At 37.0% G+C, this 22,501-nt stretch carries 23 protein-coding genes and 1 pseudogene; 14 read left to right on the top strand and 10 right to left on the bottom strand.

The features are described from left to right. Window positions 1–108: 108 nt before the first annotated feature. Both JNUCC52_RS12260 and pdxR read right to left on the bottom strand, forming a co-directional pair. On the bottom strand, window positions 109–903 hold the full coding sequence (locus JNUCC52_RS12260) for an EcsC family protein (RefSeq protein ID WP_173478805.1): 795 nt from the start codon (window positions 901–903) through the stop codon (window positions 109–111). Window positions 904–976: 73 nt separating this feature from the next. Further along, complete coding sequence (pdxR, locus tag JNUCC52_RS12255) at window positions 977–2,335, bottom strand: MocR-like pyridoxine biosynthesis transcription factor PdxR (RefSeq protein ID WP_337980064.1); 1,359 nt, start codon at window positions 2,333–2,335, stop codon at window positions 977–979. 96 nt (window positions 2,336–2,431) lie between these two features. On the opposite strand from pdxR, the gene JNUCC52_RS12250 reads away from it, so the two are divergent. Next, window positions 2,432–3,013 (top strand): GNAT family N-acetyltransferase, encoded by a 582-nt coding sequence (locus JNUCC52_RS12250; protein WP_173478803.1) that lies wholly within the window; start codon window positions 2,432–2,434, stop codon window positions 3,011–3,013. Window positions 3,014–3,168: 155 nt separating this feature from the next. Then, window positions 3,169–4,323 (top strand): L-aspartate--L-methionine ligase LdmS, encoded by a 1,155-nt coding sequence (gene ldmS / locus JNUCC52_RS12245; RefSeq protein WP_337980063.1) that lies wholly within the window; start codon window positions 3,169–3,171, stop codon window positions 4,321–4,323. 91 nt (window positions 4,324–4,414) lie between these two features. Here ldmS and JNUCC52_RS12240 read toward each other — a convergent pair whose 3' ends face one another. The 4 genes from JNUCC52_RS12240 to JNUCC52_RS12225 form a co-directional block, all read right to left on the bottom strand. Then, window positions 4,415–5,122: an ABC transporter permease gene (locus tag JNUCC52_RS12240; RefSeq protein WP_173478801.1), complete on the bottom strand. Its 708-nt coding sequence runs from the start codon at window positions 5,120–5,122 to the stop codon at window positions 4,415–4,417. Continuing rightward, a complete protein-coding gene (locus JNUCC52_RS12235; RefSeq protein ID WP_173478800.1) occupies window positions 5,119–5,970 on the bottom strand; it encodes an ABC transporter ATP-binding protein in 852 nt (283 codons plus the stop codon). Before JNUCC52_RS12235 ends, JNUCC52_RS12240 begins: the two co-directional genes overlap by 4 nt. 144 nt (window positions 5,971–6,114) lie before the next feature. Further along, window positions 6,115–7,071, bottom strand: a complete 957-nt coding sequence (locus JNUCC52_RS12230) for a LytTR family transcriptional regulator DNA-binding domain-containing protein (protein WP_228134348.1) — start codon at window positions 7,069–7,071, stop codon at window positions 6,115–6,117. A gap of 30 nt (window positions 7,072–7,101) precedes the next feature. Beyond that, window positions 7,102–7,674, bottom strand: a complete 573-nt coding sequence (locus JNUCC52_RS12225) for a dienelactone hydrolase family protein (protein WP_173478798.1) — start codon at window positions 7,672–7,674, stop codon at window positions 7,102–7,104. A 460-nt stretch (window positions 7,675–8,134) separates the two neighbouring features. Here JNUCC52_RS12225 and JNUCC52_RS12220 point away from each other — a divergent pair, with 460 nt between their 5' ends. From JNUCC52_RS12220 to JNUCC52_RS12200, 5 genes are all read left to right on the top strand, one after another. Next, window positions 8,135–8,968: an alpha/beta fold hydrolase gene (locus tag JNUCC52_RS12220; RefSeq protein WP_173478797.1), complete on the top strand. Its 834-nt coding sequence runs from the start codon at window positions 8,135–8,137 to the stop codon at window positions 8,966–8,968. Between the two features lie 204 nt (window positions 8,969–9,172). Beyond that, window positions 9,173–9,889, top strand: coding sequence for a carboxymuconolactone decarboxylase family protein (locus JNUCC52_RS12215; protein ID WP_337980062.1), 717 nt, complete (start codon window positions 9,173–9,175; stop codon window positions 9,887–9,889). A gap of 13 nt (window positions 9,890–9,902) precedes the next feature. Beyond that, window positions 9,903–10,589, top strand: coding sequence for a CoA transferase subunit A (locus JNUCC52_RS12210; RefSeq protein ID WP_337980061.1), 687 nt, complete (start codon window positions 9,903–9,905; stop codon window positions 10,587–10,589). Then, window positions 10,582–11,217, top strand: coding sequence for a 3-oxoacid CoA-transferase subunit B (locus JNUCC52_RS12205; RefSeq protein ID WP_173478794.1), 636 nt, complete (start codon window positions 10,582–10,584; stop codon window positions 11,215–11,217). The genes JNUCC52_RS12210 and JNUCC52_RS12205 overlap by 8 nt, the downstream gene beginning before the upstream one ends. A 12-nt stretch (window positions 11,218–11,229) precedes the next feature. Next, a complete protein-coding gene (locus JNUCC52_RS12200) occupies window positions 11,230–12,423 on the top strand; it encodes a thiolase family protein (protein ID WP_337980060.1) in 1,194 nt (397 codons plus the stop codon). Window positions 12,424–12,455: 32 nt separating this feature from the next. Here JNUCC52_RS12200 and JNUCC52_RS12195 read toward each other — a convergent pair whose 3' ends face one another. Then, window positions 12,456–12,782, bottom strand: coding sequence for a DUF3870 domain-containing protein (locus JNUCC52_RS12195; RefSeq protein ID WP_173478792.1), 327 nt, complete (start codon window positions 12,780–12,782; stop codon window positions 12,456–12,458). Window positions 12,783–12,890: 108 nt separating this feature from the next. Between JNUCC52_RS12195 and JNUCC52_RS12190 the strand changes: the two genes are divergently transcribed. The 5 genes from JNUCC52_RS12190 to JNUCC52_RS12170 all read left to right on the top strand — a co-directional run bounded on the left by JNUCC52_RS12190 (window position 12,891) and on the right by JNUCC52_RS12170 (window position 18,110). Then, window positions 12,891–14,222 carry a short-chain fatty acid transporter gene (locus tag JNUCC52_RS12190; protein ID WP_173478791.1) on the top strand — a complete coding sequence of 444 codons (1,332 nt, stop codon included), beginning with the start codon at window positions 12,891–12,893 and terminating at the stop codon, window positions 14,220–14,222. A 581-nt stretch (window positions 14,223–14,803) separates the two neighbouring features. Next, the gene (locus JNUCC52_RS12185; protein WP_337980059.1) at window positions 14,804–15,433 is read left to right on the top strand and encodes a carboxymuconolactone decarboxylase family protein; all 630 of its coding nucleotides are present in this window, start codon (window positions 14,804–14,806) and stop codon (window positions 15,431–15,433) included. Window positions 15,434–15,449: 16 nt separating this feature from the next. Continuing rightward, a complete protein-coding gene (locus tag JNUCC52_RS12180) occupies window positions 15,450–16,313 on the top strand; it encodes a 3-hydroxyacyl-CoA dehydrogenase NAD-binding domain-containing protein (protein ID WP_337980058.1) in 864 nt (287 codons plus the stop codon). 51 nt (window positions 16,314–16,364) lie between these two features. Next, window positions 16,365–17,429: a zinc-dependent alcohol dehydrogenase gene (locus tag JNUCC52_RS12175; protein ID WP_228134498.1), complete on the top strand. Its 1,065-nt coding sequence runs from the start codon at window positions 16,365–16,367 to the stop codon at window positions 17,427–17,429. Next, the gene (locus JNUCC52_RS12170; RefSeq protein ID WP_173478787.1) at window positions 17,430–18,110 is read left to right on the top strand and encodes a cyclase family protein; all 681 of its coding nucleotides are present in this window, start codon (window positions 17,430–17,432) and stop codon (window positions 18,108–18,110) included. A gap of 69 nt (window positions 18,111–18,179) precedes the next feature. Here JNUCC52_RS12170 and JNUCC52_RS12165 read toward each other — a convergent pair. Continuing rightward, window positions 18,180–18,527, bottom strand: a pseudogene (locus JNUCC52_RS12165) (transposase); the annotation flags it as partial. 564 nt (window positions 18,528–19,091) lie between these two features. Between JNUCC52_RS12165 and JNUCC52_RS12160 the strand changes: the two are divergent. After that, window positions 19,092–20,606: a DEAD/DEAH box helicase gene (locus JNUCC52_RS12160; RefSeq protein ID WP_370635699.1), complete on the top strand. Its 1,515-nt coding sequence runs from the start codon at window positions 19,092–19,094 to the stop codon at window positions 20,604–20,606. A 156-nt stretch (window positions 20,607–20,762) separates the two neighbouring features. Then, window positions 20,763–21,542: a YqhG family protein gene (locus JNUCC52_RS12155; protein WP_337980057.1), complete on the top strand. Its 780-nt coding sequence runs from the start codon at window positions 20,763–20,765 to the stop codon at window positions 21,540–21,542. Between the two features lie 69 nt (window positions 21,543–21,611). On the opposite strand, the gene JNUCC52_RS12150 is transcribed toward JNUCC52_RS12155, so the two are convergent. Both JNUCC52_RS12150 and JNUCC52_RS12145 read right to left on the bottom strand, forming a co-directional pair. Then, complete coding sequence (locus tag JNUCC52_RS12150) at window positions 21,612–21,932, bottom strand: ArsR/SmtB family transcription factor (RefSeq protein WP_173478784.1); 321 nt, start codon at window positions 21,930–21,932, stop codon at window positions 21,612–21,614. Continuing rightward, the gene (locus JNUCC52_RS12145) at window positions 21,929–22,354 is read right to left on the bottom strand and encodes an SRPBCC family protein (protein WP_173478783.1); all 426 of its coding nucleotides are present in this window, start codon (window positions 22,352–22,354) and stop codon (window positions 21,929–21,931) included. Before JNUCC52_RS12145 ends, JNUCC52_RS12150 begins: the two co-directional genes overlap by 4 nt. Window positions 22,355–22,501: the final 147 nt, after the last annotated feature.

Below are 22,501 nucleotides of genomic sequence, written 5' to 3'. Positions count from 1 at the left end.
CGTGTTGTAAGCCGCGACCCTTGCATACGCACGGTTCGTTGCGGCTTACGTCGCGTGCTTTCTAGCAGCTAAATATAAATTGTTTATGAATTGTGTGAGTGCCTGGCACTATTTTAATTTTTCGTATATTCTTCTTTTTCGGTATAGCATGATGCCTGTTTCTGCAACATCTTGCATCATGCCTTTATTTGCGTAAGCCCCGAAGATCATACCTGCTATCGGAACCATTTGGAAAAGCTTTTTCCAGCCCATTTGATCACGATATGTGAAGAATACTTCCTGCCACCCTTGAAGTTGTGAAATCATCGTTTCGGAAACTTGTTGATTGTCGTGCATTGATGAAATTTCTTCTAAAATAGCTTCTTTACCTACAATATCAGCGGATGTAAATTGTAGGCACTTCACGATGAAAATACGTTCCATTTTATCATTCGGGTCAAAGCCGTGAATAATGGCAATTTCCTGTAATGTTTTTAAAGCCATTCCTAAAATAAAAGGGATATCAATCGCCAATGTGAAAATACCGCCAAAACCAGTAGAGGCACCTTGAACTGTTGCCAATTTCACGCGTTCTTTTTGAAGCTTATCACTTAGAGCAATCATCTCTTCTAAAGGAATGTTACCGATATCAGAGATTGCAAAAATATTTTGATGTGAAGACTGGTTACGGATTTTTTGAATCATCGTTTGTTCGTTGATTAAATATTTGCCACCTGATTGAACATAGCTACCAAGCTCATCGACAAGTAAGGCGAGTTTCTGTTGAATAAAAGCAGGCGTCATTTTATCTAAAATCTTAAAGGGAATACGACCTAATCTTTCCCAAAACCATAGACCTTTTTGGTCTTTTTCCCACGCTTCAATTTCTTGTAAATAAATTTTTAATTGCTCCTGATTCTCCATTATCTAGTCCCCTTGTGAGTGCATTTAGTTACAATACGTAAACGAATCTAAAAAGTTTCAAGTACTACATAATCTATTGCCATACAGAAGCAAGTAATGTAATGCCCTCTTCAATTTGTTCAAGTGTTAATCCACCATATCCAATAATAATCATGCCATTTTCAGTTGGGTGTTGATATGAAGTAGAACAAGGATAGACATTGATACCTACCGCATGAGCAAGCTGGATAGCAATATGCTCGGACAATCTTGTAGGTAATTTTACAATAATATGTAGACCAGCATTTTCGCCGATAATTTCAAATTCCTCAGAGAATTGACTACGAATCGCTGCAAGTAAAGTCTGTTGCTTTTTACGATAGATAGTGCGCATTTTTGCTAAATGTTTATCGAATAGCCCTTGCCCAAGAAAATCAGCAAGCACGAGCTGATCTACCTTTGAAACGACTGACTTTTGTTCCTGATGGAAGCGGGTAAATCCAGCCAGTAGTGATTTGGGCAAAATCATATAGCTAATACGTAGAGAAGGTAGCAGTGTTTTTGAAAATGTACCAAAATATATGACTCGCTGTAACTGATCCATGTTCGCGAGAGAAGGGATTGGAAGCCCCTTATAACGAAATTCCGAATCATAATCATCCTCGATAATAAATGTATTATTGGAGGTTGCCCATTGTAACAGTGATGCACGGCGTTCGATGGACATTACCATACCAAGTGGAAATTGATGTGCGGGTGTTGTGTATAACATGTGAATAGCTTTATTTGGCACAGTAGTTCCTGAGTTATCCACAGGAATCGGGTGAATTGGTAAACCACATTGCTGTAAAGTTGCCCGCACTCGTTTAAAGCCTGGTTCTTCTATACCGACTTGGGTTTGTGGTCCAAAGAAATGGCATAGCGCTTGCAGTTGGCTTTGTGTTCCGCTGTAGATAAATACTTGCGATGGTTCACAAATAACGCCTCGTGAGCGTCCAACATAGTGGGCAATCTCTTGTCTTAATGCAGTCTCTCCTTGCCACGGACTTATGGATAAAACATCTATCGTAAAGTGTTTTTTCATTAGCTTATGAAATGTTTGTAGTGGGAAAGCCGCTTTATCCACATGCCCATTACTAAAATCAAATTTCACTTTGTCATGCGTTTGCAAGGAAACTGTATTTGTTGTTTGAGCTTGTTGAAGCCATTCAAACTCCAACGGTGCTATATAGTAACCTGAGCGCTCTTTACTGTAAATATAACCTTCTGCCAGCAATTGCTCATAGGCTTCTTTAATAGTATGAACACTAACATTTAATGTTGTTGCAAGCATACGTTTTGAAGGTAATTGTTCATGTGCTAAAAGTTTATGTAAAACAATAGCTTGTTTAATGCTTTCATAAATCTGTACATATTTCGGGATAAGTCCTGTGAATGAAATCGAAAGTTCCATCGTCTATCAACTCCTTGGTATGGTCAATATATTCAAAATTGGTTATATCCATCATATCAAAATTGCAGTTAAATAATAAAAAAGGAGTGAAGGTCATTGAAATTTAACGTTTTAGAAAATGAAGTCGTCTTATTAAAACCTCTAGCAAAAGAAGATATCCAAGGGTTACTTGTAGCAGGAAGTTATCCAGAGATTTGGCCATATTTGCCCACAGCGATAGAAAATGAAATGGATGTGCATAACTTTGTGGAAAACGCATTATCTAACAAAGATAGACAGATAGAGTTTCCATTTGTCATTGTGGATAAGCATTCAGGACAAATTATAGGATCAACTCGCTATATGGACATAGATCATAAGCACAAACGTCTGGAAATAGGCACTACATGGCTTACTCCAGCATTTTGGCGAACTGCTGTAAATACTAATTGCAAATATTTATTACTTAGCTATTGTTTTGATGTGCTAGGCTTACACCGTGTTCAAATTAAAACTGACCATGAAAATATACGCTCTCAAAGGGCAATTGAGCGGATAGGGGCTACAAAAGAAGGTATTCTACGCAATCATATGATCCGTAAAGATGGTTCAATTCGGCATACGGTAATGTATAGTATGACATTAGAAGAATGGCCCGAAGTAAAAGCGCGAATAGAGCAATTTTTAGCATTAACCTAACTAAAAATCCTTCTACTTTCGATTTCCTTACTAAAAACAAGTAAAAAAATGGATATTTGCTAGTCTTATAATCTAGTTTTTGTAAAATTATGTGTGAGTTGTGGTAATCAAGGGTAGATTACTTAAAATCTATTTTTGAAAAGTGGGGGAATAGTATGTTAAAGCCTAAATTAACATTACGACAAATTTACGGTGATAATGCTGTGTATACACCTCGTACACCATATAGCGATAATCCGTGGATGATGGATGATTGTCATAAATTAGATGCATTAACAGCAAGGGAAGTCGCCATCGCGGATATCCCTGTATTAGTGCATCGTGCAACACAAACAGCGAAGGCTAAAAAACTACATGAATTAGCGGGTTTAAGTTGGGTAGAGCAGCCATATACGTATGAAACACAAGAAGAATATTTAGCGCAATTAGATGCATGGTGTGAAGAAGGAAAGACGATTGTTTGCCAGTATTTACATGATGCAGAGCATATGAACCGTAATTGCTATTGGATGGATGCTGCCAAATTTAATGAGCTAAATACAAAAGCTTATATTGACCATTTAATTGATAGTAAATACGTACCAAGCCGTTTGAATATCGAACTATATAGATTATCGGATGCAATGAAAAATTGGAAGCCACCTGTTGTGCTCAAGCCAGGAGATGATTCACCTACTTCTGGTGGATACGGCGTCATCATTTGCCAAAATCAAGATGAGTTAACAGAGGGTTTACGCCAATTTCGTATGAATGGTACGGAAAGCATTATTATCGAAGAATTGTTACAGGCAAAAGATAATTATAGTTGTCAGTACGTGTATTCTGAAGAGCTCGGTATACAGTATTTAGGTGCTTCTCAACAAATGACAGATGAAAATGGAATTTATGAGGGGAATGTCATTGTAGAAAAAGTACCAGATAAAGTGATTGAAGTAGGACGCCATATAATGGAGCAAGGTGTAGCAGAAGGTTTCGTTGGTGTAGCTGGGTTTGACTTAATCGTCACAGAGGCAGGAGATGTGCAGGCGATTGATTTGAACTTCCGCCAAAACGGCTCTACTTCTATGTTAATGTTTCATGAAGCATTAGGTAAACCAGTTAATAAATTTGCCTCTTATGCATCAAAAGGTGGGGAACATAATGAACAATTTTTTCAAAAGATTGAGCAACTGATAGAGCAAAATGTTCTATTCCCATTAGCTTTTTATGATGGGGATTATTTTGAAAGCGAAGTTCCATCGAGATTTGTTGGTATTTGGTATGCAGACACAGTAGAAGAAATCGAAAAACTTGAACAACAATTGCTTTAATGGAAAATTGTTTGAGTGCCTGGCACTTAAACAAATGCAAAGCATTAAGAGGAAAATCTTAATGCCTTGCTAATACGCTGAAAGAATGGTTTTAATCTACCATTCTTTTTTTATAAACAAATCCAGTAACAATCCAAGCTACTGCTGACCAAGCAATAATAATAATGATAGGGATGATATAGTCCATCGAAGAGTAGTTACCTTCCAAAGCTTCTGCTAGAAGTACTAATTGAGCACTTGGAAGCCATTTTGCAATTTCTAAAACAGGATAAACAGAAGCTAAAGTTAAGGCAAACGGTCCAAATGAGAAAATAAACATAACAGGTAATACGATAATCGATGCTTCCATAATTGTTTTTGCAAATAACCCACATAATGTTCCTAAGGCGATATAAAAAACGATAGAAAGTAATAGAGCAATAGCTAATATAAACAGGTTAGCTGGCTCGTAGCCAACAAGGAAAATCGACAAAGCTACTACTACAATCGTAACAATAGAGACAAACAAGCTTTTACCTATTAAAATATCTCCAAGTGAAGCAGGAGAAAGCATTAAACTTCGAAGAGTATTTTTCTCCTTTTCTTCTGCAATTAAGCAACATTGTACATAGGCTGTCACAACAGCAAACACTAAATTTATTGGTAAAAAATAAGCGTCAATACTATCCGTTCCGATTTTATTATAAGCAAACGCTAAAATTAAGGGTAAAAAAATCATAACAGACACTGCATAATTTCTTGAGAATTCCTTGTAGTCCTTCATAAAAATAGCTTGAATACGAGTTATTGATATATTCATATTAAATCACTCCCTGTTATTTGCATAAAAATATCGCCTAAAGTTGGTTCGTTTGTATAGATACGTGCCACTGCATTTGATTGCATCCAATCATATAATTGTTTTGCATCTTGATCGCCATTTTGAATCGTTTCAGATTGGCCATTTTTCAATTCTACAGTAAGCGTTTCATCTCCAAATTCACTTTTTAATTGCTTCGGTGAACCGATTGCTCGAATTTTTCCTTGGTGTAAAAAGGCAACACGATCACAAAGTATTTCTGCCTCGCTCATATCGTGTGTTGTTAAAAAGATAGTTGTTCCGAGCGCATTTAATTTTCTTAAGCCGTTATAAATATGCTGAGTATTCACTGGGTCAAGTGCTGATGTTGGCTCATCCAAAAATAACAATTCAGGTTTATGCATAATGGCACGAGCTAGCGTCACACGTTGAATCATACCTTTAGAGAGCTGACTCACTTTCTTTTTGCGCTCTGCATAAAGGTTAACAAAATCTAACGCCTCTTTTACTGCTGTATGAGGTAATTGATACAAATTACTATATAGTAATAAATTTTCTTCAATTGAAAGCCGTGTATACAGCCCACTATTATCCGTTAAGATGCCGAAGCGCTGACGATTTTGGCTAGATTTCATTTCACTAGCTGGTCGATTAAATAATGAAACCTCTCCAGCCGTTTTTTCGGTTTGCGCGGTTAATATTTTAATAGTGGTTGTTTTACCAGAGCCGCTTGGACCAAGAAAACCAAATATTTCTCCTTTTTTAATTGTAAAGGAAACATCCTGCAATGCAGCCTCACGATTAAAGACCTTTTTTAAATGTTGCACATCAATAATTACTGTCTCCATGTGTAAACCTCCTGTGGTTGTTGATAACCTCACTTTAAAGCACGATGGAGGAGTAAACATTAAATTACTGGTGAAAGGCGGAAAATTGAGCGTCAATGGAGAAATATACAGCTGACAGGAGTCGTTTATTTCCTGGGAAATCTACTATATTCCGAGTATTTCTTTTAAATCTGCTAGTTTATTTTTCGACAAAGGTACAATTGTTTTTTCGTTGCTATTTAAAGCAAGACTGTAGCTATTACGCGTCCACGTAATAATCTCACGTACTTTTTGCAGGTTAACAATATAAGAACGATGGCTTCTAAAAAAGCCGAATGGTGTCAATTTCTGTTCTAATTCATTCAGGGATAATGTGCATGGATAAGCTTCAGTTGCAACATAAACACTTACAATACCTTCCACACTTTCAATGTAATCTATTTCTGGAGGATTAAATAAAATGATTTTGTCATTTTTCTTCGTTGGAATTTTATCAAGCCTTATAGGTGCATTTTCAATAGGAGTAGAAGCTGTTTCCATTTCCTCCTCTTTAACATCGAGTGCATGTAAACCGAATGCATCCAATCTGTATATTTTCCCGCACGAAATAATTAGGTCCTCCAAATTGTTTGAAAGTAAAACTACGGATTTTTCTTGTTTTTGAAGTGCCATTAAAAGCTTGAGCACATTTTGTTTCGAAAATTCATCTAAGTTTTGAAGGGGTTCTTCGATTATTTGAGTAGGAGCTGAATTTAGATATGTATATAACAATTTTAAACGTTGCTTTTCCCCATATTGAAGTTTAAGAATTTTAGTATTCCTTTGATCAGTTAAAGCAAATAGTTTTAAAATGGCCTCTTTATTATGTAGATGGGGTGAAAAAAGTTTTATAGAAAAATGGATATATTCATCCACTGTTAGTCGTTCGTATAATGCACCTTCACGAATATGCGTATATGTCTTTTCTTGCTTTGTAAACCAATGCATTAAAGTATTGATTTTCGTTACATCTGTGTGGATACCTACAATCGTTCCTATATGCAAAGGAAGTTGAAAGCTTGGAAAGATGACATTTCCTGATTCCGTGTATGGATCGATTTCTAAAAGCTGCTGTTGATTCAAAATGATAACCTCCATTTTTCATAATTAGGTTTATAAAAATTTTTTAATAAATGCCTGCGCTAACATAGCACTTTCTTGATCAAATGAAGCGTTATAACGATCCATAAAGCCATGTTTCCCTGGAAATTGTATCGTTTGTACAAAGGGATGACGCTTTAGTGTATGACTCAATTCTTCGACATTAAAACTTTTTTCAAAACTAGGAAAAATAATTAGTGTCGGGCAATTCGGTTGCAAGTCAACATATTGGCGAATGCGGGAGCCGTATATACAAACAACACGATATAACGGCAGTTCGGCAAGACGCCAAGCAAGTGTTGCGCCTACACTATAACCAATTACAATTACTTTTTCATATTGTTGTATGGCAGTGTTTAGTTGTGTAATGAGCATTTCTAAAGGCGCATCGAAGCCAATTTCATTAGTGAAATAGTGGTAAGCCTCTTTTTCCTGATTATAAGTAAAGCTTCTTTTATCTGAATAAAGATGAATACAAACTACCTCGGTATGCTTATCCATAAAGGAACATGCCTGTTCTCGAATAAAATCATTAACCCCATAAATTTCATGTATAATAAATATTTTTCTATTTTTTCTATTCAAAAGAAACTCCTTTTTGCTTTTTCAAATAGTGTAACAAAAAGTAATTCTGTCGTACATTTAATCCATTAAAAGTAAATTTATGGTTTGGTAATTTTTATGGCAATATAGTTTTATTTCAATAAGGAAATATCTTGCTAATGTAAATGTATATAATTGGTAAATAACTAAATAACAATAGGTTTAGCCCATATAGAAAATGGAAAATGGAAATTGGAAATAGATATTAATTATTTCAAAATAATGTTTTTCTGACAAAAGGAAAGTGGGTTTTTCTAAATGTTGCAATGAAAAAGGTGCAATGTATGTATTCGCTCTAGAAAAAATTTTTTGACTTTTTTGAAATAACAATGTAAAAATAACTTTATCTTTATTCGGCGAATGTTTAGGTGAGGGATAATGAATGTTCCTCTTACAAATGCGCTTTTACACGCCGCATAATTTATAAGGGAGGATGATGGAAATGGAATACCAAACAATAGAAGTGAATGGTAGTGCGTTACATTTTGCAGATTATCCAGGCGAGAAAGGGACTATTATTGCCGTCCATGGTTTAACTGGTAACCATATGCAAATGCATTACTATGCTGAGCTTTTAAAAGGTGACTATCGTTTTATTTCGGTTGACTTAAAAGGGCGTGGTAATAGTGCACCAGCACCAGCAAATACAAGTATTGAGTTACATACACAAGATATTTTAGCTTTGCTTGATGCATTAAACATTGAGAGCCCGATATTAATGGGTTACTCAATGGGAGCATTTATTATGGCGAATGTTGCTAGTAAGCGTAAAGATGTAAAAGGGGTCATTTTACTTGATGGAGCAGCAACTTGTACAGATCATCAACGCCAAATTGTTGAGCCTTCACTAGGTCGAATTAGCAAGCCGTATGAATCAGCAGATGCGTATATCGAGGAAATAAAGGCAATTTATGGTCGACTAGGTGTTGAATGGACGGATCATTTAGCTAGTGTCGGTCGTTATGAAATTGCAGCCCAAGATGGACATTGGGGAAATAAGTCTGATGAAGAGAAAATTCGTTTAGATTTTCAAAGTTTTTATGACTACAAGCCTGCAGAGGTTTTTGAAAAAGTGGACTGCCCAATCCTTTTAATTCATTCAACTGGCGGTATTGGAGCAATGCCCGCATTATTTTTAGCAGAATCTTATACTGAAACACTTAAATATGCTAAAAACATTTGGAAATTCACTTCAAATAGCAATCATTACACTTTGGTTTTTGAAGAGAGAAAAGATGTTAACCGAGTAATAGCGCGCTTTTTAGAGCGTTTTTGAAAAAAAGAGTTGCAGTTTTTAAAATTTTATGCGAATAATTAAATAACAAATATTAAATGCCTATCGAGCAGCTGTAGAAAAATGACCTTTTTCTACTTTCCCTGCTTGACTGTTGGCTACACTTTTCTAAACGTACGGTATATGCCGTCTTTGGGGAAGTGTGGCCTTTTTTTATTCAAAATTAACAAAAAGGGGATTTGTTGGATGAATACAGGATTAGAGTATTTTAAAAAAGTTTATGATGTTGTACCTGAATGGGTGCAAAAAATGCATGATTATAATCCAGCAATGCTAGACCATTATACAGCACTACGCGGCGCAGCTATGGCACCAGGTGTCCTATCCGTCAAAGACAAAGACATTTTATTAGTTGGCATGAATGCTGCAAGACATTATGCACGTAGCATGGTGTACCATACAAAAGGCGCCATGGATGGTGGGGCTACACTTGAGGAATTGATAGAGTACTTGCTTATAGCATTTAACTATGGCGGAGAAAGAGCCTTACAAATTGGCTTGCAGTCCTTTGACTATGCTTTAGAACTAACAAATACGACTGCTGATAAAATTTCATATGATGCTTCAGCAATTGAGATTGTGCGCTATTACAGTACGTTTGCTTCAACAAATCAAAGTAAGGCCTATTTTGAGAAATTAGTAAGCTTTTTTGTTGAAAAAGATGAAAACGCTTTAAAAGTGGCGTTGCTTGATAGCAATGTTGTTTCGACGCAAATGAAGCATATTTTGATGACAGGCATTTACACAACAGTATTGAAAAATGAGGAAACAGATTATTGGGCTAAACAATCACGTGAAGTAGGTGTGGAAGAAGCAGAATTGGCAGAGTTAGGCTATATTTGCCTACTAACAGCTGGCATTCCTTCATGGTTTGAAATCAGTGATGCGCTTATCCAAAAGTAATGGAGTGAAGACAATGAAAATTTATGAATCCGTAGAACAGGCTTTATCTTGTGTTGAAAGTGGTCAAACGATAATGGTAGGTGGCTTTGGCTTAGTAGGTGGGCCACTTACTTTAATAGATGCTCTAGTAGAGTTAGAGATTAATGATCTAACCATTATTAGCAATAACTTAGGAGAAAAAGGGAAGGGTCTTGGGAAATTGCTAGAGCAAAAGAAAGTAAAGAAAGCAATTGGCTCATACTTTACTGGCAATCGAGATGTTGGCGAAGCATTTCAACGAGGCGAACTCGAAATTGAATTATTACCCCAAGGTACATTAGCTGAATCGATTCGTGCTGGTGGTGCAGGAATTGGTGGTTATTATACGAAAACATCTGTTGGAACAGATTTGGCGAAAGGGAAAGAAACAAAACTAATCAATGGTGAAGAATATGTTTTTGAGCAAGCATTAAAGGCGGATGTCGCAATTATTCGTGCACATAAGGCAGATAGACTTGGGAATTTAGTGTATTACAAAACTGCACGGAATTTTAATCCGATTATGGCAACTGCAGCGAAGACTGTCGTTGTTGAGGTAGATGAAATTGTAGAAGCAGGCGAACTAAGCAGTGATGAGATCATTACGCCACATTTATTCATTGATCGAGTGATTGTAGCACAGAAGATTTTAACGAAGGAAGGCGTTGTGGATCATGGCTAATCCAATTCAGGAGCTAATAGCAAAAAGAGCTGCAAAAGAAGTTGCAAATGGACAAATTATTAATCTAGGAATTGGTATCCCTACACTTGTTGCAAAGTATGTAGAAAATGACAATGTCCACTTTCATACAGAAAACGGCATGCTCGGAGTAGTAGGTGTAGATGAGGAGGATATTGATCCGAATGTAGTGAATGCTGGAAAAATGCCTGTTGGAGAAGCAATTGGTTCATCCTTTTTTAATAGTGCAGAATCATTCGGCATGATTCGAGGGGGGCATGTAGATGTCGCCATTTTAGGTGTATTACAAGTGGATGAACAAGCACGTATCGCCAATTGGGCAGTTCCAGGGAAAAATATTATTGGTGTTGGTGGTGCAATGGATTTATTAATCGGTGCACAGAAGGTCATTGTTACAATGACGCATACATCAAAAGATGGTAAAAGTAAGATTATAAAAAATTGTACTTATCCGATTACCTCAACACGTAGCGTGGATACGATTATTACTGAATTGGCTGTTTTTAACTATGTGGATGGACAGTTACATTTGGTTGAATTAATGCCTGGCATTACATTACAGCAAGTAGAGGCTAGCACTGAAGCAAGCTTTGTCAATGCATTGAAATAGGAGGGATATTGCATGAAAGAAGTAGTTATTGTAGAAGGAAATCGAACAGCTATAGGGAAGTTAGGCGGTTCATTGATTAATGAGACAGCGGATATTCTTGGTTCGACAGTTATTCGCGAACTTCTAAATCGTACACAGCTAGACCCGACACTAATTGATGAAGTGATTTTGGGACAAGCAAAACAAAGTGCGGATCAATCCAATGTGGCGCGTCTTGCATCTCTACGTGCCGAGCTACCAATTACCGTACCTGGTTATACAGTACATCGCCAATGTGGCTCTGGCCTACAATCCATTAATAATGCGGCACAGCAAATTGCTCTTGGCTATAGCGATATTATTATCGCAGGAGGAACAGAATCCATGAGTACAGCGCCATATTACTTACGCAATGCTCGCTATGGATATGGCGTTGGCAATGCTGTCCTGTTAGATCCGAATACAGAAAGCCAACCAGGCTCACAACCGTTTGAAGTTTACGGCATTTCAACGATGGGTGAAACAGCAGAAAATTTAGCCGAAAAATATTCAATTTCTCGTGAAGAGCAAGATGCATTTGCACATCGTAGTCAAGAACGCACAGCAAAAGCTATGCAAGAAGGTTATTTTGACAAACAAATCGTACCTTACGAAGTGAAAAAGCGAAAATCAATAGATATTTTTGATAAAGATGAGCATCCATTTTTAACGAGTAAAGAGAAGTTAAGTACGTTAAAACCTGTATTTCGTAAAGGTGGATCAGTAACAGCGGGCAATAGTAGTGGGCGTAATGACGGTGCAGCTGCATTGCTAATCATGTCGAATGAAAAGGCGCTAGAACTAGGCTATAAGCCAAAGGTAAAAATCATTGCACAAGCAGCCGCGGGGGTTGATCCATCGATAATGGGGATTGGTCCAGTTCCAGCGACATTAAAAGCCTTGAAGCAAGCAAATTTATCGATTCAAGATATAGATATTATTGAGTTAAATGAAGCTTTTGCTGCGCAATCTATCGCAGTGATTAATGAGCTCGGGTTAGATATAGATCGAGTAAATCCGAATGGTGGTGCGATCGCCATGGGGCATCCTATTGGGGCAACTGGTGCCATTTTAATGACAAAACTTATTCATGAGCTTGAACGAACAGGCAAGCGTTATGGCTTAGTAACATTATGTATCGCAGGGGGACTTGGTGTTTCAACTATCGTTGAAAACTGCCAAGCATAGTGAACACCGAGTACATGACTCGGTGAAAATACTTAGCTATCTTTTTGAATTTTTTCAAGATATCTTTTTTGCGCAGACTTTAGAGCTACTACGACTGATCCACTTGATGGAGCATAATAGTGCTCATCTACACGAGCAATTAATTCATCAATATTGGCGGTAAGATCAAAGCCAATTAACATTCGTTTAAAGAAATCTTGAGCAAGATCAGTAACAAATGTAAATTCTGCATCAATAATTTTATGACTTTGTTGATCGATTTCTAACACAATGCCGGCATGTTTGTACATCTCGTACATAGACGTGCCTTGGGGTGCCTTAGCATAAGCGGTCACTAAAATACTAGTTAATTTTTGCAAGAAAATGCCCTCCAACATGTAAAGATTGTGATTTTATTTTATCATGTTTACACGTTAAAGAGCTAATTCCAAAAATTACTTAGGAGAACACATCAAGGGGGAAATTGTATGGAAAAGTTAACGAATTTTTTCACAAATGTAATGAAAAAATATTTACCAGACCCATTTGTATTTGCAATTGGACTTACATTATTAACGTTTGTATTGGCTCTAATAGTTGAAGATATTAGTTTTATGGATCTAACAACTGCCTGGGGTGGTGGCTTTTGGGATTTACTAGCCTTTACAACACAAATGGCTGTCATTCTTGCAATGGGTTATGTATTAGCTACAGCACCTATAACAGATAAGTTATTAAATAAAATTGCTAGTATGGTTCATACACCAAAAATGGCAATTATTGTGGCAACACTTGTTGGAGGTATCGGTAGTTATTTAAACTGGGGATTTGGTTTAGTAATTGGTGGGATTATCGCGAAAAAATTAGCGTTAAAAGTTAAAGGGGTCCATTATCCGCTAATTATTGCAGCTGCCTATTCTGGATTCACTTTCTATGGATTAGGTATATCTGCTTCTATTCCGATTTTAATTTCAACGCCTGGTCACTTCTTAGAAGGTGCCATGGGTTTAGTTACATTATCAGAAACAATTTTTAGCTTACCAATGATTATTACAACAATTGTTTTATTAATTACATTACCGCTATTTAATGCAATGCTGCATCCAAAAGATCCTAAAAATGTTGTGGAGATTGATCCCGCATTATATGCAGACCAACCAAAGGCAAAATTAAACCTTTTGGAAGACAATACATTAGCGAATAAATTAAATAACAGCCGCATTCTAGCTTACGCAATTGGTGCGTTAGGGCTGATTTATATTGTAATCTATTTCACAAAAGGGAATTCATTAAACTTAAATATTTTAAACTTTATTATTTTATTCTTAGGAATTATTTTACTAGGCACGCCTGCCCGTTATGTTGAGCACTTAGCTGATGGGGTTAAAACTATTTCAGGAATTATACTGCAATTTCCGTTCTACGCGGGGATTATGGCGATCATGGCAGCTTCTGGTTTAGTGGACACTATTGCTAAAATATTCGTTGACCTATCAAACGAACAAACACTTCCTTTCTGGGGATTAATTAGTTCCTTCTTCATTAACTTCTTTGCACCATCTGCAGGAGGACACTGGACAGTACAAGGTCCATTTATGATTGAGGCAGCAAAAGAATTAGGCGCATCCTTATCAGAAACATCAATGTCCGTTATGTTAGGGAATGCTTGGAACGATTTAGTACAACCATTCTGGATTTTACCAGCACTGGCACTTTCTCGCTTGAAGTTAAAAGATATTATGGGCTTCCTAGTTATGATTATGTTCTTCGTAGGTGTTATTTACATTATAGCAATGTTAGCTTGGTCATATTTACTTTAGAAAATGATGAGTTAAGGTTATAGGATTTCAGCAAAAAATTCGCTAAACTTCTGTGGGAAAGCGAGCCAAGCGAGCCTCCGCAGATGCTTTAGCATTTGGGAGGGTTGCGGTTCCTCCACAGAAAGTGAGCGAATTTTTTGCATTGAAAGAAGTTCGTAAATCGCCGATAAGACAGTGGAAATCGCCGATGGAAGCCCGTGGATCGCCGATAAGATAGTGGAAATCGCCGATGGAAGCCCGTGAATCGCCAGTAAACCCGCGGAAAGCACCCGCCCGTAGCGGACAGCGACGACACATGGGACAAAACTAAAATATTTATAATAGAAGTAAAGATGTTCGTGAATTTTTACTATTAATTATGAAGAAGAACCTAGCTAATCTTTCTTTTGCCTAGATAAAAATTTGCAGATAGCACTAGATGATGGGAGCGAAGGCGGTGACTCCTGCGGGAACGCACAAAACGTAAGACGCAACAGACCGCGCGTAGCGAGGGTTGCGGCTTACGGTGTGCCCACGGAAAGCACCCGCCGTAGCGGACAGCGACATATGTCAAATAGCCAGTACCTGAGGGGGAAATATAAATGTCCAGCATGTATCAAGCACTTCTAACAGAAGGGGCTTTAACAAGAAAAGAAAAAACATTGTTACTTGTAGGATTATTTGCAGCAAGACGTGAGGAAAAACAAATGCTTTATTTCGTAAAGCAAGCAGTGGAAGAGGGCAATGCTGTCACAGAAATGGCAGAACTAATTGCATCAGCTATTATTTCTAGAGGTATTCCAACTTGGTTATCTGGAATAGAAGCTATCACCTATGCAATTCAGCTATCAGGTGATGCTCAGGCCACTAAAATTGGCAAAGAGGTTGATGCATTTTCCTCCCAGCAGGAATGTATTGACTATTATCAAAGAGAGTTCGATGTATTACCAACATGGATTCAATATTTAGTAGATTATGCACCAGACATTTTACTAACATATAGCAACTTGCGTACAACATCTTTACGAGATGGTGCAGTATCTAGATTACTGAAGGAATTATTGCTGTATGCTATAAACGTTTGCGATGGCTATGAAAAAGGCATTTTGATTCATAAAACAAATGCCATTTCACTCGGTGCGAGTGTCGATATTTTAGATGAAGTAAAAGCAATATGTATTTATGCGGTTGGCATCAAAGCTTTATGGAATGATAAAGAAAGTAAAGCCTAACGAAGGAGAACTAACAATGCAAAAAGTACTGATAATAGGCGGAGGCTTTATGGGCTCGGCTATCGCGAAATATTTTGTGCAATATAACGTGGATGTTTATTTATATGAGCCTAATATGGAAAGATTACAGCAATTGAAGCAGCAATCTGATTTACACCAAATTACTTTTTTACAGCAACTAGAACAAATTGATGATTTATCATTTGTTTTTGAAGCAATTGTTGAAAATTTACAGGCTAAGCAATCTTTATTTGAACAACTGGATTCATTTTATGGAAGAGAAGTTACGTTTTGTACCAATACTTCGAGTTATTTAATTAGCGATATTGCAGTGAATATGTTGCATAAAGAACGCTTAATCGGGACGCATTTCTTTTCTCCCGCACATATTACCCCTTTAATAGAAGTGGTACCTAGCGCTTATACAGCCCAGGAACGGGCAAATGCTACTATGGAATTTTTACAGGGTGTTTGTAAAAAGCCTATTTTGTTAAAACGGGAAATTGAGGGCTTTGTAGCAAACAGACTACAAAGTGCACTTGCAAGAGAAGCGATGTCTTTAGTTGAAAAAGGAATTGTAACTGCTGAAGAGCTCGACTTTATTGCTAAAATGAGCCTTGGTGTACGATTAGCTCATACAGGACCACTTGAGCAACGGGATATTAATGGTTTAGATACACATTATGCCATTGTCGATCATGTATACCCGACTTTAGAGAATGGTACGAAACCACTTGCAATACATCATGCAAAAATAGAAGCCAAACAATATGGTATGAAAACCAATCAGGGCTTCTATGATTGGTCATCTATCGATAAACAACAATATTTAGCCGAAAAAGAAAAAATCCTAATAGATATTATTAAATTAGTTCAGTAGCGATCCAATAAAAGCAGTAAATATGAAATGAGAATAGGAGTCGAATTGGTGATGGAATATACAGCATTAGTAAAGTGTTCAGCAAAGAAAAAGGATGTTCAATTTAAAACTTATTCTGTTCCTGAATTAAATAGTAATGAATGTTTATTGAAAGTAAGTGCCGTTGGGATTTGTGGAAGTGATTTGCATATGTATGACGGGCATGGTGGCTATGACTGGGTCACTTACCCCCTTGTGCTAGGGCATGAAGTAACGGGAACAGTAATAGCTATGGGGGATTCTGGTAATAAATCCCTTTTAAATAAGAGAGTGGTCATTAATCCATATAAAAGCTGTGGGGTATGTGATTATTGTCAACGTGGTGAAACGAATTGCTGTGATTTTAATGACTATAAATTAATCAAAACACCGACGGAGGCACTGCGATATGGATTCCGTGAGGCTGGTGGCATGGCACAGTATATGGTAGTTGATGTAAATAATATTATTGTCATTGACGATGCAGTAAGTGATGAAGTAGCAGCTATTTCGGAAGCACTAGCAGTTAGTTATACAGCCGTTTTAAAAGTACCTGATTATAAGAACAAGGCGATTTTAGTAATTGGACCTGGACCGATAGGATTAGGGGTAGCAGCTATATTAGTAGGAGCGGGTAATCAAGAAACACATATGCTGGGAGTTCCACAAGATGAAAATCGTTTGCATTTAGCAAAAGAGATCGGAGTACATGCAACATTTGTTTCTACGGAGGAGCTGATTCACGATAATTTTGCAGGCTATGATGCTATCATTGACTGCTCTGGTCATCCAGCTATTCCGAAAGAGGCACTTCGTTTACTTAAACGTGGTGGACAGCTTGTATTAGTCGGCATCAATTCTGCTGAGTTTGCTGTGCCAATGGATCAAATTGTACGTGGTGAAATAATGATAAAAGGCAGTTATGGCATTACACAAGCTAATTATGAAGCGGTTTTACAAATGGCTGCAGATGCAAACTATCCATTTAATAAGTTAATCGCACACACTGTTCCATTTAAAGATAGTCTTGATGGTTTTGAAAGTGCCCTTAATAAAGTAAATGGCAAAGTTGTGATTCAGTTTAAGGAGGAAATTTAAATGAAAATTATTGATTTAACATTAGAAATTTATGATGGTTTAGTTTCTTACACATCACATCCACCGATTGCGATACAAGAAGAATCCACTTTTGATAATTCTGGTCATCGCTACGTAGCTCCATGTGAAGGATTTGAATCTCGCTTTTTACGTATGTCTGATCATAGTGGAACACATATTGATGCACCTCTTCACTTTATAAGAGGTGGGGAATCTACTGCTGAAATGGATTTAACAAAAACATATGGAGATGCTGTCTTACTTGATGTTTCCTCTTTCAAAGATCCATTTGAACCTGTTACAGCAGAGATGCTTTCACAGGCTGAGCAAAGACAAGGAATTACTGTTCAGCAAGGTGATATTGTGTTAGTAAGAACACGCACTGCAAAGTGGGGTCAAGGAGACTTTTTTGAAGAGCATGCATTTGCAACTTGTGCAGGTGATTGGTTATTTGATAAGCAAGTTAAATGCATCGGTCTTGATTTAGCGAATATAGATGTTCATGACAATATGAAACGTGAAGTACATTTAAAGCTGCTAAGTGTTCCTATTTATATAGTAGAAAACCTAGTTAACCTTGAACAGTTACCTTTAAATGACCGTTTTACTTTTATGGCACTGCCGCTTAAATTGAAAAACTCAACTGCATCGCCAGTAAGAGCTGTCGCATATGTGAAGTAACGTGAATAGTAGAAGGAGAAGGCATAAAAGCCTTCTCTCAGCTTGTCGACAAAAGGGATTAAGAATAGCTTGGAAGCGTCGTGCATAATTTTTACCGAAGGTAGAGAAGTGAGGAACTTCTGTATGGAAGCCAAAACCTAAAAACCAGCGATAGGCCATATTCGTTTCAATTTCTTTGATAGTTTGACGCATAGAGCGAATACCAAAAACGTATTGAATAAAGGTCATTTTAAAGAGAACAACGGTGTCAATACTTGGACGTCCTATAGATGAATAGAGGTTTTCCACTAATGGATAGATAAACGAAAAATCAATCGCTGCCTCTAGTTTTCGAACTAAATGGTCTTGTGGCACCAATTGGTCAATTGTCAGAATTTCTAATTGGTCACGTTCATTGATTTGATTTTTCGACATCATTTTCCATCACCTCAAATAGATTATTTTATTTATAGTTGATTGATAGCAATTCATATCAAGTTGATTGGAGCGAAGGGCGGGCGACTCCTGCGGGAAAGCACAGAACGTAAGACGCAACAAACCGCGCGTTAGCGAGGGTTGCGGCTTACGTGTGTGCCCGCGGAAAGCGCCCGAACGTAGCGGAAATCAACGGCAGTAGACATCTATTTTTATTTTAAAATGAAAAAAGACTGTAGGCAAACTCGAAAAATTTCGAGTTTGTCTACAGTCTGGGAGAAGGCATAAAAGCCTTCTCTTTTTATAATTCAATACTATGCGAAAATCTTTTATAAAAACAAACGTCTTCTATTATCCTATATAGCTTGGATATTATTATGCTTCGTTTTAATCATTAAATCCTCTTTAGCTAAATCTTAATCAATGTCCCGAAATTATTTCTCGAATTAAATTATTTGAACAAGTCATGTGCATGTCACTTAAAATATGTATATTTTTTCATGAGTAAAATCTAACATAGCTTTTTCTTTTTTGGACAACCTAATTTAGAAATAATAGCATGAGGTGATGATCATGATTGTGGAGAGGTCGTCCGATTGGCAAGAAGGATTGATAAATAGGCTGGAAAACGATGAAAAATGGCATAGTTGGACTTTGTACAAAACGAACTATGAAATTGTGAAAATGAATTTAATTCCGGAATTTACAGGTTTACAAGCAACAAAGTTTTTACCAAAGCTAACACCACTTGCCCATCAGCTAGAAGCAGCGCAAACCGTTATAGAACGAATGAATGGGAAAGCGATACTTGCAGATGAGGTGGGGCTAGGGAAAACAATTGAAGCTGGCTTAATACTAAAGGAATACATGATACGAGGGCTAGTGAAAAAAGCGCTGATTTTAGCACCTGCATCTCTTATTAATCAATGGATTGAAGAATTAAATCAAAAATTTCATATTCCAGCTATTGCGTATAAAAAAAATTGCCCGATTGAGCGTTACGATATTGTTATTATGAGCATGGATACGGCAAAAAAAAGCCCACATAAAGAATTAATTTATGCGCAAAATTATGACATGATTATTATTGATGAGGCACATAAATTAAAAAATCATAAAACACAAATTTACGAATTTGTACAAGGATTAAAGAAGAAGTTTTGCTTATTATTAACCGCAACGCCGATTCAAAATGATGTTTTTGAGCTTTATTATCTGATTTCGCTACTGAAGCCAGGTCATCTTGGCAATTATGAGACGTTCCAATCTGCATTTTCAGCAAGTAAGCATGATTTACAACACGATGACTATTTAAAAGAACTAGTCAATCAGGTCATGGTAAGGAATCGAAGAGAGGACACGGGCATCGAATGGACTAGTCGACGCGTTCAAATAGTGCCTATTCAATTTAGCCCTGAGGAAATGGAAGTTTATCATTTGCTTGGCTCGCTTACCTCAACAGGCTCCTTCTCATTAATTACATTGCAAAAAGAAATGTGTAGCAGCAAAGAGGCAACAGCTTTAACGCTGTCCAAAATGCTTGAAAATAGTTCAGAACGCGAGGAGCTAGAAGCAATTCTTGCAAAAGTTATGTCATTAGAAGTGAATTCTAAAGCTGAGAAGACGCTAGAGATTATTGAACAGGCTAAAGATAAAGTCATTATTTTTACTGAATATCGTGCAACTCAAATTTATTTACAGTGGTATTTACATTCACATGGCATAACGAGTGTTTTATTTAATGGGAAGTTTAATAAAAACAAGCGGGATTACATGAAGCATATATTTAAGGAAAAAGCGCAAGTATTAATTGCAACAGAGGCAGGGGGCGAAGGGATTAACCTTCAATTTTGCCATCATGTAATTAACTACGATTTGCCTTGGAATCCAATGAAGCTTGAGCAACGCATAGGTCGTGTTCACCGTTTAGGACAAGAGCATGATGTCCATATTTATAATCTTGCGGTAGAAGATACGATTGAAAAGGATATTTTGGCATTACTGCATACAAAAATTGATGTTTTTGAAAAGGTAGTAGGAGACTTAGATGCCATTTTAACAAATTTCAAAAAATCTGTATAACCCGCATTTATAGAAGTTTTCTTGTAGTGAGGATTGCTATTCTTAATAAAAAAGGCATTGGCATATGTCGCAGATTTGAAGAGGAGCTTTTCGAGCAGACTGACAAATCTAAACGCAATATTCCAAGCCGTAATTGATTTGTAAGGGGAGAGGGGCATGTATCCACAACAGGTTCACAGTTATTTACGACAATTTTTTTTAGAAAATGAATGCGAAATGGTATGGGAGAGTGACCATTACTTAACAGTACAATTAACGATTGCTGTTGATAAAAGAATTATGAATCGCCCTTTTTACTGGCAATACGTAGAAGCGACAAATAGCGAACCTAACCCTGCACAAGTTACCTTTATTACAGATCAAAGTGCATTGTCAGAAAAAATAATCGGGGAAGTCGTCCATTTTGGTTCTCCAAGGCTCAATCAATTGTTTCAAGCTACGAGAGAGCTAGGAGCATATGTCCAAATGTTTCAAAAAGTAGATGCGAGTATAGGGCAAGTCATGCTTACTCCTTGGCTTGGTGTAAATTATAAAGTGTCGTATTGTTGTGACCGAACAAAAGAAATGCTGTATTCTTTTGGTATTAACTTACTGACAGGTACAATAAATGATCATTTCCATGAAACAATAAATCATTTTGAGTGGGATATTAAGCAGTCGGAAAATGCTTTTTATGTACAATATATAATTAAGCCTTTACGTGGGCTTCAACGTTTGGATGAAGCGATCGATGCAATTATTCAACAAGATGATCATACATGGGCTGAACAGGCTAAAAAAAGATGGCAACGGGATCAACGCGTGTTAGACTTCTTTTATGAAGATGTGGAAGAAAAGCCAGAGTGTTATGAAATAGAGAGAAAAGCATTAGAAGAACAATACGATGCAAAAATTAAAATCGAAATTGTAAATGGTGGATTATTTTATATGAGATAAAAGAAAGCCGCAACGATTGCATATGCATATTGTTGTGGCTTGTTTATTTTTCCTGCCATAAAAACTAGGTTAATCGTTTTCGACCATCGTTTGTAATTGTGCCAGTTTATTATCCCAAAATAAATGAAAGTATTGTAACCAATCTTCAATTTCTTTTAAGCGTTCAATGTGTAACGTGTAAATTTTTTCTCGACCCTTTTTTTGGGCGGATACTAGCTTAGCTTGCTCCAATACGTGTAGATGTTTGACGACAGCAGTTCTGCTAATCGTAAAATGTTCTGAAAGAAGAGCTATTGGTTTATCGCTTTCGGCTAGCAGTTGAAGTACATGACGTCTTGTTGGATCAGCGATTGCTTGAAAAACATCATACTGTTGTGCGAGCTGTGTCATTTTGTTTCTGCAATCTCTTTTAGCTTTTTACCAACAAGCATTGTCCAGCCACCATCCATATTTTGACGAACAGCTTCCGCTGACATGTTAGCTTTTGGAATAATATGAGATGCTTCTTTCCAGCCGCCATGCGTTAATGTAAATTCTGTTTGCTCTCCAACTTGCTTTAACTCGAATGTGACAAACCAGCCATCAGTATCCCATGCGAAACGCACAAAATGAGGTGCATCTACTTTTTCTACTTTACATGGGGATGGACCAAATGGAGATTGTAGTGTAAATTCATGTCCTTCCACAGGTTTAAAATCATTTGGCATAAACCAAGAGCCAAGTTTTTCGGCATTTGTAACTGTTTCCCACGCCTTCTCGATAGGCGCATTTAGTGTAACAGTTTTAACGATATTTTGTAGTTGCTCTGACATTGTATAGTCTCCTTTTTATAAAAAAATATAACCATAAGGTGTTATGAATATATAACACCTTATGGTTATATGTCAATCATAAAGGAGATGGAAAAATTTTTAAGTGGTCTCTTTTTCGAGGAGGTAACGTATGGTAGAATTATTTTT

Origin of the sequence: Lysinibacillus sp. JNUCC-52 (assembly GCF_015999545.1) — a bacterium.
Lineage (GTDB): Bacteria > Bacillota > Bacilli > Bacillales_A > Planococcaceae > Lysinibacillus.
Note: the sequence above shows the minus strand (reverse complement) of the source record. Positions and strands in the feature narration are given on the sequence as shown.